Source organism: Sphingobium indicum BiD32, from assembly GCF_000382885.1.
In the GTDB taxonomy this organism is placed as follows: domain Bacteria; phylum Pseudomonadota; class Alphaproteobacteria; order Sphingomonadales; family Sphingomonadaceae; genus Sphingobium; species Sphingobium japonicum_C.
The window spans coordinates 13,157-29,121 of sequence record NZ_CAVK010000143.1 but is presented as its reverse complement, the minus strand read 5'-3'; the positions used below and the strand labels follow the sequence as shown (position 1 = coordinate 29,121).

The window sequence follows — 15,965 nt, the reverse complement described above, 5'->3', positions numbered from 1 at the left end:
TATGGACTTTGACTGGACAGATCAGGAAACCGCCTTCCGCGACCGGCTGCGCGCGCTGCTGGCCGACACGCTGCCGGACGACTGGGAGCGTTTTTCGCAGCATGGCCCGGCCTCGCCCGCGCTCACCAGATATGCCGAAAGCTTCTGTGGCACATTGGCAGAGCAGGGGTTGCTGATCCCCCACTGGCCGGTCGAACTGGGCGGGCAGGGGCTGGACCCTTGGCACCAGACCATCCTGGCCGAGGAAATGTGGATCGCGGGCGAACCGCGTGGTGGCCAATATATGAACGTCAACTGGATCGGCCCGACGCTGATCCGCTACGGCTCCCCCGATCAGCAGGCCCGCTATCTGCCCCCGATCGCGGAAGGCAAGGCACTGTGGTGCCAGGGCTTTTCCGAACCCGGCTCCGGCTCCGATCTCGCCTCGCTGCGCACCCGCGCGGAAAGGGATGGCGACCAATACCGCGTCACGGGCCAGAAAATCTGGACCAGCTATGCCGGCCTTGCCGACACCTGTTTCCTCGTCTGCCGCACCAGCGACGATCGCAAGCGCGGCATTTCCATCCTGCTCGTGCCGATGGACACGCCCGGCATCACCGTCCGGCAAATCCCCTCGCTGATCGGCGAAGGCGACATCCACGAAGTCTTTTTCGACGATGTCATAGTCCCCGTCACCGCGCGGCTTGGCGACGAAGGGCAGGCGTGGGAAATCATCGGCTATTCGCTCACCAACGAACGGCTCGGCATCCCGCGTTACGCGCTGGCCCGCGCCGCGCTCGACCGCGCCGTCTCCATTTTGAAAGCACAAGATGAGTTCGACGGTGAGGCGGTGAAAATCGAAGCCGCACATTGCGCAGCGCTGACCGAAGCCGCCCGCATGGCCAGCTACGCCATCGTCGACCGCCGTGCCAAGGGCGAAGCGATCGGCGCGGAATCCAGCTCCGCCCGCTTCGCTACCGTCATGGCCGAACGGCGGGTGTGCGAATTTATCGTCGAATATCTGCCCGAAGCGCTGGCCGACGCCCATCCCTATCTCAAGATGCATCACCAGCGCGGCATCGTTGCGGGCATCGCGGCAGGCGCAGCGGAAATCCAGCTCAACATCATCGCCACCGATGTCCTCAAATTGCCCAGGGAGCCGCGCTGATGGACCTCTCGCTCACTGACGATCAGGTCGCGATCCTCGACGCGATCGACACGCTGACCCGTCCCTATGCGGGCGCGTCGCTGCATGAGGCAGGCTTCGCCCTGCCCGACGCGCAACTGGATCGCGATCTGGCCGAAGGCGGCTTTCTCGACATTGGTTTCGATCCCGATCTGGGCGCAGTCTCCGCCGCGCTGGTGGTCGAACGCCTCGCCCGTCTGCCGCAAACGGTCGAAGCCGCCGCCAGCGCGCTGATCCGCCCGCTGCTCGGCGGCGATCTGCCGCGCCCGCTCTGTCTGGTGGAAGAAGGCCGCACCACACGCCCCATCCGCTTCCTGCGTGAAGGTGCGACCGTGCTGCTCGTCGGCCCCTCCGGCGTCTCGACCTTCACTGCCACCGCCGCGCAGGTCCGTCCCGAACCCGAAGCGCTCTACGGCTACCCCATGGCCACGCTGCTCACCGTGCCAGCGGAACGCACCCTGCACGCCATCCCCGCCAGCGAAGTCCTGATCCGCTGGCGCATCGCGCTCGCCGCCGAAGCCGCCGGCCTCCTCGCCGCCGCGCTCGACATCACCGTCGCCCATGTCACCGACCGCCAGCAATTCGGCCGTCCGCTCGCCACCTTCCAGGCGCTGCGCCACCGCCTCGCGCAAGCGCAGGTGCGCGCCAATGGCGTGCGCTGGCTGGCGCTCAAAGCCGCCGCGACGCTCGACCCCGGCGACGCGGCGCTAGCTGCCCTGCACGCACAGGAATCGGCCCGCGCCACTGTGTACGACTTCCACCAGTTTTTCGGCGCGATGGGCGTGACGCTCGAACATCCGCTGCACCTGTGGACCTATCGTCTCAAAGCGCTGGTCGGCGACCTGCGCGGCCGCGGCGGACAGGGATTGGCCGCCGCGGAGGCGCTTTGGGGCTGAACTGTAACCCACTCACCCCGTTCGTCCTGAGTAGCCATTGAGCGAAGTCGAAATGGCGTATCGAAGGATCAGGCGCAGCACATGATGCTTCGATACGGGCCTTCGGCTTCGCTCAGTCCCTACTCAGCACGAACGGAGTAGAGTGCAGCCTAAAACCCCAGGTCCAAAATCGGCCCGTCGAAATTCCCCGCCAGCTTCTGGGTCGCCGCGCTCAGTTTCTCCGGCTCTACGCCCTTCAGATAGCCGTCGATGATCCGCTGATAGTTGGAAATCAGCCCCTCAATATCCTTCGACAGCCGCATGAAGTCGAAGCCTTTGGCGTGCAGTCCCTTCTGCTGGATCGGGATGTTGCTGTAATCCTGACGCGGGATCATCGGGAACTGATCGCTGTCATAGGGCAGCATCACCGCTTCCATCACCGGCGCTGGTTCCTGACCTTCCGGGAAATGCGTCAGCGACCATAGCTCGAACAGGCAGCTTTCGGGGCCAAGCGGCCTGATGCGGTATGCTGCCATGCTCGACAGGAACGGCAGCAGGAAATAATTGGGGAAGATATATTCCACCGCCTTGACCGGCGTGTTGACCGCAATGTGATTAAGGTCGGGTGCCGGTTCGCCGCGCGCCTGCGCCGCCTGCGTGACGCAATGATTGACCATGCCGAACCATTGCATGATCGCCTGACCCGGATCGTCGGGCAATTCCACGTCGATCAGCGTGCGCGCCACCGCCACATCCTTGGCATGGCACATGCCCGCCATGCCATCGCTCAGCAATTGCATATGTTCGACCTGATCGATGATATTGTCCTTCATCGACCGGTTGGGATTGATCGGCACGCCGATCCCGCCCGTATCCATGCCGTACATCATATTGTAGAGGATCGGCACCTTCTGCTGGAGCTGGGGGTGCGTCCGCATGACATGATAGCCTTCCATGAAGGCTTCCATCGCGATCTTCCAGTTGGCGGGCAGCACCGTGGCGAATTGCCATTCCGCGCGCATCTTGTCGGCATGATAGGCGTCCAGCCCGGCGGCCAGCGGCCCCAGCTGCTGCCGGAATCCCGGCGCATCATCATCGAAATTGATGAATACGCAGCCCATCTCGATTTCGCTGCGGCACGGGCGCAGCGCCAGGTCGTCCTCGTCCAGTTGCCCTTCGCTGAACATATGGCGGCCATAGACGAAGCTGTTCTTCCCCTCGATATTCCAGCGCCAGCCATGGAAGGGACAGATGAACCCCTTGCCCTTGCAATTGCCATGGCTGCCTTCGGTCAGCGGCACACCGCGATGGCGGCAGGCATTGTGAAAGGCGCGGATGCCGTCCTTGGTCCGCACGATGATGATCGACTGGCCCAGATTACTATATTCGATCCAGTCGCCGACTTCCGGCAGCTGTTCGACGCGGCAGGCCATCTGCCAGACATGGGGCCACAGCTCCTCGCACTCGCGCTTGTAGAAGCCTTCATCATAATAGCGCGGCGTGGGGATGCGTTCGGGATCGGTAATCTCGAACGGAACCGATGTCGTCGCTGCCATAACCTCTGCCATATCACCCTGTCCGCTGTCTGTTTGACACAGAAGGGTAAAGGCTGGAGAGGGGTGTTCAAGACGGATCGGGCACCCGCCCCGCTTCATCGCCGTGGCGGTGGAATCTATAACAATCCTCCCTTTGCAGGGGAGGAATCGCGCAATTCCTCCCGCACTTCATCCCCATGCGCGCCCAGTCCCGGCGCGCCGCCAGCCACCTTGCCCGGCGTCGCCGAAAACCAGGTCGGAACGCCCGGAAAACGCACCGCGCCATGCTCCGTCTCCACCGTCTCGAAAAAACCGATGGCGTTCAGATGCTCATTCCCGAACAGTTCATCGGTCGTGCGCAGCGGCGCGGCGGGAATGTGGAGCTGTTCCAGCAAATCCAGCCATTCCTGCGTCGTGCGCTGCGCAAATGTCCCGCCCAGCAGGCCATAGACCCGGTCGATCTGCTTCGCCCGCTTGGGCAGGCTGTCAAATTCCTCGCTCGCCCATTCCGGCCGCACCGCGCCCATGAAGGCGTTCCAATGCTTGTCATTATAGACGAGCGCCGCGACATACCCGTCCTTGGTTGCATAGGGCTTGCGGTTGCGCGCCACCACCCGGTGATAGTTGGCTGGCCCGATCGGCGGATTGAACAGCATCCCGCTGGCATGTTCGGTCAGCATGAAGGACGCCATCGTCTCGAACATGCCGACTTCGACCTCTTGTCCCTCGCCAGTGCGTTCGCGGTGGAACAGCGCCATTATCGTGGCGTATAGCCCGGTCAGTCCCGCGACCTTGTCGGCGATGATCGTCGCCATGAAATCAGGCTTGCCGGTCATCAATCCCTGCAAATGCGGGATGCCGCATTCGGCCTGGATCGTGTCGTCATAGGCGGGCTTGTCGCAATCCGGCCCGCGACGGCTATAGCCATAGCAATTGGTATAGACGATGTCTGGCTTGATCGCCTTGACCGCCGCATAATCGAACCCCAGCCTGGCGATGGCCTTGCCCCGCATCGAATGGATGAAGATATCGGCCGTCGCGATCAGCGCGCGCAGCACATCCTTGTCGGCATCCAGCGTCAGATCCAGCACGATGCTGCGCTTGCCGCGATTGACGTTGGTGAACACCCCGCCCAGATCCGGCGCATTGCCGCCGTTGATATAGCGGGTCTGGTCGCCGCCGCCCGGCGGCTCCACCTTGATGACGTCCGCGCCCATATCGGCCATGATCTGCGTGGCATAGGGGCCAAAGATCATCGCGGTCAGGTCGACCACCCGCACGCCTGTCAGCGGTCCGCCATGCGCCTTTGGCTCGCCCATTATATTCTCCTGTTCCATGCCATCGGGCTAGGACAGGATGTGCGCGGATGCCATGGCCAACCGCTTCGCCCCACCGATATGTCGAGTGCTGAACAGCCGTTCGATTGTGCGGTCCATTTCTCGCTGATACCCCAAAGTCAGGAAATCATGGACCGCGACGATGCGGCAAGCAGGGCCAGAAACGTGGATTTTGCCTTTACCGACGACCAGCAGAATATTCGTGACGCCGTGCTGGCCCAATGCAGCGCGTTCAGCGACGATTATTGGCTGGCGCGCGATCATGACACCCAGTTTCCCGACGATTTTTACCGGGCGATGGCACAGGCAGGCTGGCTGGGTGTTGCCATGCCGGAATCGGTCGGCGGCGCGGGTCTTGGTATTACCGAAGCGGCGATCATGATGCAGGCGGTGGCCGAAGCGGGCGGCGGCATGACCGCCGCTTCCACGATCCACGGCCCGGTGTTCAGCCTGGAACCGATCGACCTGTTCGGGACGGAGGAACAGAAGCAGCGGATGATCCCGCCGATCCTGTCGGGCGCGGAAAAGATGTGCTTCGCCGTCACCGAGCCGAATACCGGACTCGACACGACCAAGCTCAAGACCCGCGCCGTGCGGGAGGCGGGCGGCTATCGCGTCAATGGCGAGAAGATCTGGATCACCAACGCGCATGTCGCCGATCGTATGATGCTGCTCGCGCGCACCACGCCGATTGACGAGGTGGAGAACAAGACCCACGGCCTCTCGCTTTTCTTCACCAGGCTGGACCGCACAAAGATCGAACATCGCTTGATCCCGAAAATGGGCCGCCACGCGGTCGGCTCCAACATGCTGTTCATAAACGATCTTTTCATTCCCGAAGAGGATCGTATCGGCGAGGAAGGGCAGGGCTTCCGTATCATCCTCAAAGGGCTGAACCCCGAACGCATATTGCTCGGCGCCGAAGCGATCGGTATCGGCCGCAACGCGATCCAGCGCGCGGCGCGCTATGCCCGCGAACGCATCGTGTTCGACCGGCCGATCGGCATGAACCAGGGAATACAGCACCCGCTGGCCAAATGCTGGGCGCAGCTGGAGGCCGCCAACCTGATGGTGATGCAGGCCGCGACCAAATTCGACAAGGGCGAGGATTGCGGTGTCGAAGCCAATGCCGGCAAATATCTCGCCGCCGAATTTGCGTTTGAAGCCTGCCATACCGCCATGCTGACGCTGGGCGGCATGGGCTATGCGCAGGAATATCATGTCGAACGGCTGCTGCGCGAAGTGCTAATTCCGCGCACCGCGCCGGTCAGCCCGCATATGATACTTAACTTTCTCGCCGAAAAAGTGTTGGACTTGCCCAAATCCTACTGACCGGAGAGAAGATCATGTCCACACCCGCAAATCTTTCGATCAAGATGCGTTCCTGGCTGTTTGCGCCGGGCGACAGCGACAAGAAGATGGCCAAGGCCGCCGACAGCGCCGCCGACATTGCGCTGTTCGATCTGGAAGATGCCGTCGCCACCGAAAACAAGGTGCTCGCGCGCAAACTCGTCCATGATTTTCTCGCCAGCCGCACGGAAGGGCGCGAACGTCTGTGGGTACGGATCAATCCGCTCGATGGTCCCTACACCCTGCTCGATCTCGCCGCGATCATGCCCGCCCGGCCGGGCGGCATCATGCTGCCCAAAGTCTATGGACGGCAGGATGTCGACCGGCTCGACCATTATCTTTCCGCGCTCGAAGTCGCCAACGGCATCGAACAAGGCTCCACCCCGCTGATCGTGCTGGTCACTGAAACCGCTGAGGCCATGTTCCACACCGGCAGCTACAAGGGCGCACCGCGCGTCGTCGCGCTGACCTGGGGTGCGGAGGATCTGGCCGATTCGATTGGGGCCAGCAGCAACCGCAATGAAGATGGTAGCTATGGCTTCACCTATGAACTGGCCCGCTCCATGTGCCTGCTGGGTGCCGCCACGGCAGGCGTGACCGCAATCGAAACGATCCAGGGCGATTTCCGCGATCTCGACGGCTTGAAGGCGCGCGCCGAAAAGGTCCGTCGCGACGGCTATCGCGGCATGTTGGCGATCCACCCGGCGCAGGTCGATGTCATCAACGCGGCCTTCACCCCGACTGCAGAGGAAATCGCGCAAGCGAAGGAAATCGTTGATATATTTGCCAAAAATCCCGGCGTGGGCGCGATCGGCTATAAGGGCGGGATGCTTGATCGGCCCTATCTCAGCCGTGCTGAACAACTGCTCAAACAGGCCGGGTTAACATGACGCAACATGTTCAGCTCAGTGTCGGGTTAAGGCCCGGCGACCATATCGTCCTGGGCCAGGCCTGCGGCGAACCCACCACTTTGGTCGAGGCGCTGATCAAACAAGGCCGGGATATTCCTGGCCTGTCCGCCTTCATCGCCACCAGCTTCTCCGGTCTCTTCACCCCCGCCACCGCCGACAGCTTTGCGCTTTCCAGCATGGGCGCTATCGGCGCGCTGCGGTCGATGACCAGAGCGGGCAAGCTCCAGGTCATCCCCGTCCATGTCAGCCAGGTCGCACCGCTGATCGCCGCCGGAATCATCCCCTGCGACGTCGCAATGATTCAGCTCAGCCCTGCCGACGAACATGGCAATCACAGCTGCGGCCTGATCAGCGATTATGTCCGTGCCGCCGTGGACAAGGCCCGTATCGTTATCGCCGAAATCAACGAAGCGGTCCCTTTCACGCCGGGTGAAACCATCCCGGCCTCGGCCATCGACGTGGCCATCCATGTCAATCGGCCCCCGGTCGAGGTTGCCGCCGCCGCGATCGGCCCGACTGACGAAGCCATTGCCCGTCACTGCGCCGCCTATATCGGCGACGGCGCGGTGATCCAGACCGGGGTAGGGGCGGTTCCCGACGCGATCCTGCGCCTGCTCCACGACCGCAAGGATCTGGGCGTCCATTCCGGCATGTTGGGCGATGGCCTGGTCGATCTGGTCGAAGCGGGCGTCATCACCAACGCCCGCAAGGAAGTCGATCCCGGAGTCTCGATCAATGGCGCACTGATCGGCACCCGTCGCCTCTACGACTGGGCGCATCGCAACCCAGCGATACGCATGTGCGCGACCAGCTACACCCATGACGCCGCCATATTGGGGCGGCTGTCCCGTCTGGTGACCATCAACTCCGCGCTGGAGGTTGACCTTACCGGGCAGGTCAATGCCGAACAATCGGGCGCGGCCTATCTGGGCGGCACCGGCGGCCAGGTCGACTTCGTCCGCGCCGGGGCCAGATCGCCCGGCGGCCGCTCGATCATCGCGCTGTCCGCCTCGGCCAAGGGCGGCACGCTCAGTAAGATCGTCGCCCATCTATCCGGCCCGGTCACCACCGCCCGCACCGACGTGGACGTCATCGTCACCGAATATGGCGCAGCGGAACTCAAGGGGCAGAGCCTCGCCGAACGCACCCGCCGCCTGATCGCCATTGCCCATCCCGACTTCCGCGAGGAACTCGATCGGGCTGCCCATATCATCGCGCAAAGGGGATTTTGATCATGACCGACGCTGTCCTCTTTGAAGCCCGCGCCGATGGCATCGCCATCCTGACGATCAACCGCCCCGACCAGCGCAACTGCCTCAGCCGCGAAGTGCGCGAAGGGCTGCGCGCCGCATGGGAAAAGTTCGAGTCCGACCCGGCGCTGCGCGTTGCCATCCTGACTGGGTCGGGCGACAAGGCATTCTGCGCGGGCGGTGACCTGAAAGAAATGGTCGAAACCGGCATGACCGTGCCGCCGCGCGCCATGTTCCCCTTGCCCTATGACAGTATCGAACTGAGCAAGCCGACCATCGCCGCCGTCAACGGCGTTGCCTTTGCCGGCGGCTGGATGATCGCGCAGGCCTGCGACCTGTGCGTCGCCAGCACTACGGCACGCTTTGCCATCACCGAGGTCAAGGTCGGCCGCTCCTCCCCCTGGGCCGCGCCGCTCATTCACATGATCCCGCAGCGGATCATGATGGAGATCATCCTGACCGGCAAACCGATCACTGCTCAGCGCGCCTATGAGATTGGTCTGGTCAACCGTCTGGCCGAACCCGAAGCGCTGCTGGACGCCGCCATCACCCTCGCCACCGAAATTCTTGATGGCGCGCCTTTGTCGGTGAAGGCCGGGCGCGACACGGTGATGCTGGCGACCGAAATGGGCCGCGCCGCCGCGCTGCAAGCAGCCCGCGCTGCCTCGGAACATAGCTATATGAGCCAGGACGCGCAGGAAGGCCCGCGCGCCTTCGCCGAAAAACGCTCGCCCAACTGGCAGGGCCGATAGATGACAAGCGAGGATGTTATGACAGATTTGACAGAACCGGTCACCGTCCCGGTCGAAGCCTATGTGTCGCGCGATTATGCCCGCGCCGAACAGGACCGCCTCTGGCGCAAGGTCTGGCTACAGGCGGCCCGGCTGGAAGACATCCCCAATGTCGGTGACTTCATCACCTATGACATCCTGGAAGACTCGGTCATCGTCATGCGCACCGGCCCGGACGAGTTGCGCGCCTTCCACAATGTCTGCCCCCATCGCGGCCGCCGCCTGATCGACACGCCACCCGGCGCCCGTAACGCGCGCGGCAACCGGACGAGCATCATCTGCGGCTTCCACGGCTGGACCTTCGACCGGGCCGGGCAATGCAGCTTCGTCAATCATCAGGACGACTGGCAGGGCAAGCTGACGGCGGAGCGCACGGCGCTCGGCAGGGTGCGGGTCGATAGCTGGGGCGGCTGGGCGTGGATCACGCTCAACCCCGATGCAGAACCGCTTGCTGACTATCTGGGCGTCGTGCCGGAGATGCTCGATCCGTTCGGCCTTGCGAATATGCGCTATCGCTGGCGCAAATGGATCATCTTCGACTGCAACTGGAAGGTCGCGCTGGAAGCGTTCAGCGAGACTTACCATGTCCAGACCACCCACCCCGAATTCAACGCTTTCGGCGAATTTCGCGGCTGGGCGCGCCAGCACGGCCTGCACAGCAATATCGGCTATGACGCGCCCAAGAATATGGATGAGAACCAGGCCAAGCTGCGCATCGGTTCGGGCGAGGACCCGCGCCTGTCGACGGCGGAAATGCAGCTCTTCACCTGGGAAAATGCCAACACCAACACGACCATGACTTTGGTCAACGCAGCCACCCGCCTGAAGGACGAACTGCCCGAAGGCACACCCGCGCCGCAGGTGCTGCAACATTGGCTGGCGTCCGCCCGTGCCGACGATGCAAAGCGCGGCGTATTCTGGCCCGTGGTCGAACCGGCCCATACCGCCAGAAGCGGCACCGCCTGGCAGATTTTCCCCAACTTCCAGATTGGCCACGCCGTCAACAACATGCTCTGCTATTCGGCCCGCCCCTATCTGGGCGATCCCGACAAATGCATCTTTGAAGCCGCGGTGTATGAACTGTTCCCGGAGGGCGAAGCGCCAGCCACGGAATGGGAATATACCCCGCCTGAAGCCTGGCCTCCTGTCCTGCAACAGGATTTCACCAACATGGCCGCCGTCCAGCAGGGCATGAAAAATATCGGCTTCCGCGGTACCCAGCCCAACCCCTATATGGAGCGCTCGGTTGCCAGCCTCCACCATAACCTGGCGCGCTATATGGGGACGGGGGCACCCAAGCCGATCGACTGAATATCTGCAAAGCCCAACCAAAAAGCCCGCCGCCATATCTGGCGACGGGCATTTTGGTTAGCTGCGCTATGCCGCCTATTCAAACGGCTCTTCACCCTGCAGCTTGGTGCGGTGCATCATGCGGTTGCAGGTTGGATCATAAGCTTCGGCGCGGTGCATCGTGCCGGTATTGTCCCAGATCACCAGATCGCCCACGCTCCAGTCGTGGCTGTAGCTGAATTCTTCCTGCGTCGCCCATTCGCGCAGTCCGACCAGTATTTCGGCGCTCTTCATCGCCGGTACGTCCAGCACCCGGTGCGCGGTGCAGCCCAATACCAGCGACTTGCGGCCCGACTTGTGGTTCCACACCAATGGCAGTTCATTCTCGCCGATCCGCTGCATCCCCTGGATTTTGGCCAGGCTGGGTTCGGGTTCATAATAAAATACCGTCGCCCACACCGAATGGATCACGCGCAGCTTTTCATATTCGGCCTTCTGCTCGTCGCTCAGCGCCTCATAGGCGGCATAGGTGTTGCAAAAACCGGTATTGCCGCCCCAGCTTGCCTTGACCTTGCACGACAGCAGCGACGCCAGGATCGGCGTGTCATTCATCGTGCCGTCGATATGCCAGTAGAGCGAGCCTTTAAGATATTCAGCGCTCTGCGGATTTTCCTTCACGTCGAGCGTGATCTTGTGGATCTTGTGATTGGTCCCGTCCTGCATTTCCGGCGCGAACGTACCCAGCGTCTTGGTGAAGGCGATCTGTTCATCGTCGTTGAAATCGATCTTGGGGAACACCAGCACGCCGCGCTGTTCCAGCAAGTCGCGGATCTGTGGCCCCAGATCGCCCGCCAGCAACTCCTCCTTGCTGTTCAGGATGCGGCTGCCGATCTTCGGCTTGATCTCTTCATGCGCAAAGCGCGTGATCGCGGTGGTTGCCATGTCCGACTCTCCTCAGTGTAGCCTGTACGTTGAACACATGTTCAGCACTGCGCCTGCAAAAAGTCAACACCTCTCATTTTTCACGCGAGCAGATCGTCCAGCCATTGTTCTACCGCCTGCCGTGCGTCGGCGTGTCCGGCGGCGACACCCAATCCGCTTTCCATTACGAGCGCGCGCCCGGCGCTGGCTAACAACAGGCTCAGCCCCGTCGCACTGACGCCGCGCTGCGCCAGCCGGTCGCCCAGCAGGCGTTCAAAACATTCGGTCTGGCGCGCGCGCATCGCTTCGCTGTGGCGGGCGATTTCGGCGCGGATTGCCTTGCGATGGTTGGCCAGCGCGACAAATTCCATCGCCAGCGCAGTGCGGCTGGTGTCGGAAAAAAAGCGCCACAGCGCCCGGACCGGATCGTCACTGGCCAGTGCCTGCTCGATCATCGTGTCGCTCTGTTCCGCGCCCCGCCGGAACACGGCCAGCAGCAGGTCGTCGGTCGTCGGAAAATAATAATGGACCAGCGACGGCGGCAATTCGGCGCGCAGCGCGACGCGTCGTGAACTGGCGGCGGCATAGCCTTCATCGCGGATCACCTGTTCGGCGGCTTCGACAATGCGGGCGCGGGTTTCGGAGCTTTCCGCCCCGATGCGACGTTTCTGGACCATTGCGCGACCATAGGTGTCGCTGCCGCGTGTGCAAGAGTGCTGGATGGACGGCGGCGGGACCACCCGAACGGTCACCGGGCGAAATCCTGGACGGATATGCCGCTCATCGCGGTCCAGCCCGCATCATTATTGAACACGCCGCCGGTCGCAAAGCTTGCCTCGTCGCTTGCCAGGAACAGCGCCATCATCGCCATTTCCTCCGGTTGCGCCATGCGGCCCAACACGCCCATCCGGTCCATCAACATGGAGGAGGTGGGCAGGCCCGCTTTCTCCATTTCCTGCCGCTGATGCTTGGCCATTGGCGTTTCGGTCGCGCCGGGACAGAGCGCATTGACGCGGATGTTATGACGCCCCAATTCGACCGCCGCTACCTTCGTAAGCGCAACTGCGCCCGCCTTGGACGCGCAATAGCCCGCCGTGCCGGCGACGATCGACGCCGCGATGGAAGCGGTGTTGACGATCGATCCGCCGCCCGCTGCGATCATGCGCGGGGCGACATGCTTGATCATCAGCCAGACGGCCTTCAGGTTGACGGCGATACATGCGTCGAAAGCATCTTCGTCGATGGTCAGGATCGACCGTTTATTCTCCGTATCGACGCCGGCATTGTTGAACAGGATCGTGGGCAGGCCCAGTTCTGCCTCGATGCGAGCAACGATGCGTACTATGTCGGCGGTCTTGCTGACATCGGCGCCGATGGCGATCGCCTGACCGCCCTGCGCGCGGATGGCTTCCACAACGGCCGCAACCCTGGCTTCATCCAGATCGACAGCGGCGACCTTCGCGCCTTCGCGCGCGAACAACAATGCGGCCGCTTCGCCCATGCCGCCCGCCGCGCCGGTGATGATCGCGATCTTGCCCGCAAGCCGCATGGGTCTTGTCCCTTCGACCTTACCCTTAATGCGATCCCATATAGCGGCCGCCATTGGTGCTGATCGTCTGGCCAGTGATGTAGCTGGCTTCTTCCGACGCCAGATAGGCGCAGGCGGCGGCGATATCCTCCGGCTTGCCGATGCGCTTCATCGGTAGCGTCTGGGCGAAGGCCTCGGCATCAATTGGCGCGGCGCGTAGCATTGGGGTGTCGATGAAGCCGGGCGGCACCATGTTGAACGTCACGCCGCTGGCGGCAAATTCCAGCGCCAGCGCCTTGGTCATGCCCATCAGCCCACCCTTGGACGATACATAATGGCCCTGCGCGAAGGAACCGGACTGGACCGAGGAGGAGGTGATATTGATCACCCGGCCCCAGCCGGCGGCGAGCATGTCTGGCAGCACTTCCTTGGTCAGAAGGTAAGGGCCGCGCAGGTTGATATGGATGACCTTGTCGAACAGGTCGTCATCAATGTCCATGAACGGCGTGAAGGGGGCGATCCCGGCATTGTTCACCAATATCGCGACCGGACCCAGCCTGGCGCGGGTTTCTTCCGCCGCCGCATGGATTGCAGCCTTGTCGGAACAATCGACGGTCAGCGCAATGGCGGTGCCACCTGCCGCCTCGACCAGTCGGGCGGTTTCCGCAGCGCCTTCGGCATTAATGTCCCAGATCGCTATTTTTGCGGTATCTTCGGCTAGTCGGATGGCGATGGCACGGCCGATACCTGATCCAGCACCCGTCACCACTGCGACCTTGCCATTGAGAGAGCGTGTCATCGCCAAATCCTTCCTGTCGTTCGATCCCTGTGGATCTCATCCGTGTTTGAACAGGTGATCAACTTGGGCCTCCGGACTGTCAAGCAAGGCCGGATTGTGATCGCCTGAGCGAAGCCGTGGCGTAACTTAATGACGGGCGAACAGCGCCGAACGCAGCATGTGATAGGAGACGTCCTGTCCGGGGTCCGGCTTTTCACCATGGTCAGCGGCAGGGAGCAGCATTTTCATGTCGAATGTCATGCGCCAATCCATCCTTGCCGTCGGGGATGCGGTGCCAGGCAATGGCATAGACTTCGCCGGTCGCCCTGTCGCCGTCGACACTGATCAGATGATTGCAGATGTGGTGGCTGCCAATATGCATATGGGGCAGTGACCGCTCCAGAAAGGCGAAGTATCGATCGACAGGACCACTGGAATAGGGACCATGATTGTCGATCGCATCGTCGGTGTAGAGCGTGCGCAGCAGGCCCATATCCTTGCGATCAATCCCCCGCGCATAAAGTTGCGCCAGTTCCCGGATCTCGTCCTTCGCAACCAGTTGCGCCAATGCGTCCATGCCTGCCTCTCCTGTCATGTAGGACTAGGCTAGTCGCAATCAGGCCGGATCGGCACCCTTCAAGCTTCCCCACAGCCGATATCGGGGCGGCGATCAGGACATCGACAATCGCTGTTGGGTCGGCAGCTTCGCTGCGATAGGGTCTGGCCAGCAAGCGGCGTGAAGCCGCCGGGGGAGGTATGGGCTATGGACGGGTTGGTCGTCGCTACGCAATCAGGCTTGGTTGGGGGAACAGTCAGTGACGGCGCACGGCGCTGGCTGGGCATTCCCTATGCTGATGCCGCCCGGTTCGCTGCGCCGATGCCAGCGGCCTCCTGGATCGACGTGCGGGACGCGACCGTTGTGGGGCCGCAATGCCCGCAAATGTATGGCAACGCCGCCAAGCGCGCCCGGATCGCTGCACCCGACTTTTCCGAACAATGCCTGACACTCAACATCTACGCCCCGGACGATCTGGTCGAGGGCGAACGTCTGCCCGTCTATGTGTGGATTCACGGCGGCGCTTTCGTCGCGGGCAGCGGCAATGGCTATGATGGTTCGGCACTGGCGCGCGACGGGCGGATCATCGTCGTCACCATCAACTATCGTGTCGGGGTGCTGGGTTTCGTCAACTTCGGGGCGGCATTAGGAACGTCCGACATCCCTTCAAACCTTGGCCTGCGCGATCAGATTGCAGCGCTGACCTGGGTGCAGGCGAACATTGCGGCCTTTGGCGGCGATCCTTGTCGGGTGACAATCGGCGGCCAGTCGGCCGGGTCGATGTCGGTGTCGCTGCTGCTCCACGCAACGGCTGCCCGCCCCCTGTTCCAGCAGGCTATCATGCAGAGTGGCGCGGTCAGCATGATCCATAGTCTGGGCAAGAGCGTGGGAATCGCGCAGCAGTATCGCGCCGTGCTGGGCGATGATGGCCGCAGCCTTGAAGCCCTAAAGGCCGTAGATCTGTACCGCCTGTTCGAGGCGCAGGCGGCTGTCGGTGCCGCCAATCCCGGCACGATTCCCGCCTCGCCCTGGCTCGACGATGATCTGGTGCCGGGGACGCTGGCGGATGTACATCGGGCGCAGGCAGCGCCGGTGCCGTTGCTGGCGGGGGCAACGCGCGATGAGGTGCGATTGTTCGAGTTGATGCCCGGCGACATATTGCCGACCAGCTGGCTTGCGCTGGAGACGCTGCTGCACGGGCAGTTGGGAACGGAACGGGCGCAGGCGATATTGGCGACCTATCCGCGTACCACGGCCGGGCGTCGGGCGCTGGCGGGCGACCTGACCTTCGTCATGCCGACCCGCCATTTCGCCGACCGCCATGCCGCGCACAGCCCGACCTGGTTCTATCGGTTCGACTATGCCCATCCGATCGCCGGGGCGACCCATGGGCTGGACCTGACCCTGACCTGGCCGATGCGAGGGCTGCGCGCTGCATTGGCGCGGGGTGGACGGATGACGGGACGCCGCGCGGCACTGGGGCAGCGGATGACGCGGCACATCGCACATTTCGTGCGCCATGGTCGGCCCGAAGCGGCATGGCCAGCCTATGACGCCAGCCAGGGGCAGATGATGATCTTCAACCTGGCCGACCGGGTGGAGGCCCGGCCCGAAGCCGCCCGTTGGCAGGCATGGGCCGGGCATGATGTCGGGGTCGGCCTGACCGACTGACCCCGAC

At 62.9% G+C, this 15,965-nt stretch carries 15 protein-coding genes; 8 read left to right on the top strand and 7 right to left on the bottom strand.

What is annotated here, in order from left to right:
- Position 1 precedes the first annotated feature (1 nt).
- Positions 2-1,147: an acyl-CoA dehydrogenase family protein gene (locus EBBID32_RS14335; protein ID WP_006959378.1), complete on the top strand. Its 1,146-nt coding sequence runs from the start codon at positions 2-4 to the stop codon at positions 1,145-1,147.
- Complete coding sequence (locus tag EBBID32_RS14330; RefSeq protein ID WP_006959377.1) at positions 1,147-2,061, top strand: acyl-CoA dehydrogenase family protein; 915 nt, start codon at positions 1,147-1,149, stop codon at positions 2,059-2,061. The genes EBBID32_RS14335 and EBBID32_RS14330 overlap by 1 nt, the downstream gene beginning before the upstream one ends.
- Positions 2,062-2,210: 149 nt before the next feature.
- Here the strand turns inward: EBBID32_RS14330 and EBBID32_RS14325 are convergent, their stop codons facing one another.
- Positions 2,211-3,608 (bottom strand): aromatic ring-hydroxylating oxygenase subunit alpha, encoded by a 1,398-nt coding sequence (locus EBBID32_RS14325; RefSeq protein WP_231382207.1) that lies wholly within the window; start codon positions 3,606-3,608, stop codon positions 2,211-2,213.
- A 104-nt stretch (positions 3,609-3,712) separates the two neighbouring features.
- Complete coding sequence (locus EBBID32_RS14320; RefSeq protein ID WP_006959373.1) at positions 3,713-4,894, bottom strand: CaiB/BaiF CoA transferase family protein; 1,182 nt, start codon at positions 4,892-4,894, stop codon at positions 3,713-3,715.
- A 183-nt stretch (positions 4,895-5,077) separates the two neighbouring features.
- On the opposite strand from EBBID32_RS14320, the gene EBBID32_RS14315 reads away from it, so the two are divergent.
- From EBBID32_RS14315 to EBBID32_RS14295, 5 genes are read left to right on the top strand one after another with little or no spacing between them, the layout of a single operon-like run.
- A complete protein-coding gene (locus EBBID32_RS14315) occupies positions 5,078-6,244 on the top strand; it encodes an acyl-CoA dehydrogenase family protein (RefSeq protein ID WP_037490878.1) in 1,167 nt (388 codons plus the stop codon).
- A 14-nt stretch (positions 6,245-6,258) separates the two neighbouring features.
- The gene (locus tag EBBID32_RS14310) at positions 6,259-7,152 is read left to right on the top strand and encodes an HpcH/HpaI aldolase/citrate lyase family protein (RefSeq protein WP_006959369.1); all 894 of its coding nucleotides are present in this window, start codon (positions 6,259-6,261) and stop codon (positions 7,150-7,152) included.
- Positions 7,149-8,405 carry an acetyl-CoA hydrolase/transferase family protein gene (locus tag EBBID32_RS14305; RefSeq protein WP_006959368.1) on the top strand — a complete coding sequence of 419 codons (1,257 nt, stop codon included), beginning with the start codon at positions 7,149-7,151 and terminating at the stop codon, positions 8,403-8,405. Before EBBID32_RS14310 ends, EBBID32_RS14305 begins: the two co-directional genes overlap by 4 nt.
- A gap of 2 nt (positions 8,406-8,407) precedes the next feature.
- A complete protein-coding gene (locus tag EBBID32_RS14300) occupies positions 8,408-9,175 on the top strand; it encodes an enoyl-CoA hydratase/isomerase family protein (RefSeq protein WP_006959366.1) in 768 nt (255 codons plus the stop codon).
- Between the two features lie 18 nt (positions 9,176-9,193).
- Entirely contained in the window at positions 9,194-10,525 is a 1,332-nt protein-coding gene (locus EBBID32_RS14295; protein ID WP_231382206.1) for an aromatic ring-hydroxylating oxygenase subunit alpha, read from the top strand.
- A 75-nt stretch (positions 10,526-10,600) separates the two neighbouring features.
- Here EBBID32_RS14295 and EBBID32_RS14290 read toward each other — a convergent pair whose 3' ends face one another.
- From EBBID32_RS14290 to EBBID32_RS14270, 5 genes are all read right to left on the bottom strand, one after another.
- Entirely contained in the window at positions 10,601-11,446 is an 846-nt protein-coding gene (locus EBBID32_RS14290; protein WP_006959362.1) for a TauD/TfdA dioxygenase family protein, read from the bottom strand.
- A gap of 80 nt (positions 11,447-11,526) precedes the next feature.
- Entirely contained in the window at positions 11,527-12,102 is a 576-nt protein-coding gene (locus EBBID32_RS14285; RefSeq protein ID WP_037490862.1) for a TetR/AcrR family transcriptional regulator, read from the bottom strand.
- Positions 12,103-12,173: 71 nt separating this feature from the next.
- Positions 12,174-12,974, bottom strand: a complete 801-nt coding sequence (locus tag EBBID32_RS14280; RefSeq protein ID WP_006959357.1) for an SDR family NAD(P)-dependent oxidoreductase — start codon at positions 12,972-12,974, stop codon at positions 12,174-12,176.
- A 25-nt stretch (positions 12,975-12,999) separates the two neighbouring features.
- The gene (locus tag EBBID32_RS14275) at positions 13,000-13,752 is read right to left on the bottom strand and encodes an SDR family NAD(P)-dependent oxidoreductase (RefSeq protein WP_006959354.1); all 753 of its coding nucleotides are present in this window, start codon (positions 13,750-13,752) and stop codon (positions 13,000-13,002) included.
- Positions 13,753-13,954: 202 nt separating this feature from the next.
- Positions 13,955-14,308, bottom strand: a complete 354-nt coding sequence (locus EBBID32_RS14270) for a nuclear transport factor 2 family protein (protein ID WP_006959349.1) — start codon at positions 14,306-14,308, stop codon at positions 13,955-13,957.
- Between the two features lie 186 nt (positions 14,309-14,494).
- Here EBBID32_RS14270 and EBBID32_RS14265 point away from each other — a divergent pair, with 186 nt between their 5' ends.
- Entirely contained in the window at positions 14,495-15,958 is a 1,464-nt protein-coding gene (locus tag EBBID32_RS14265) for a carboxylesterase/lipase family protein (RefSeq protein ID WP_006959347.1), read from the top strand.
- Positions 15,959-15,965: the final 7 nt, after the last annotated feature.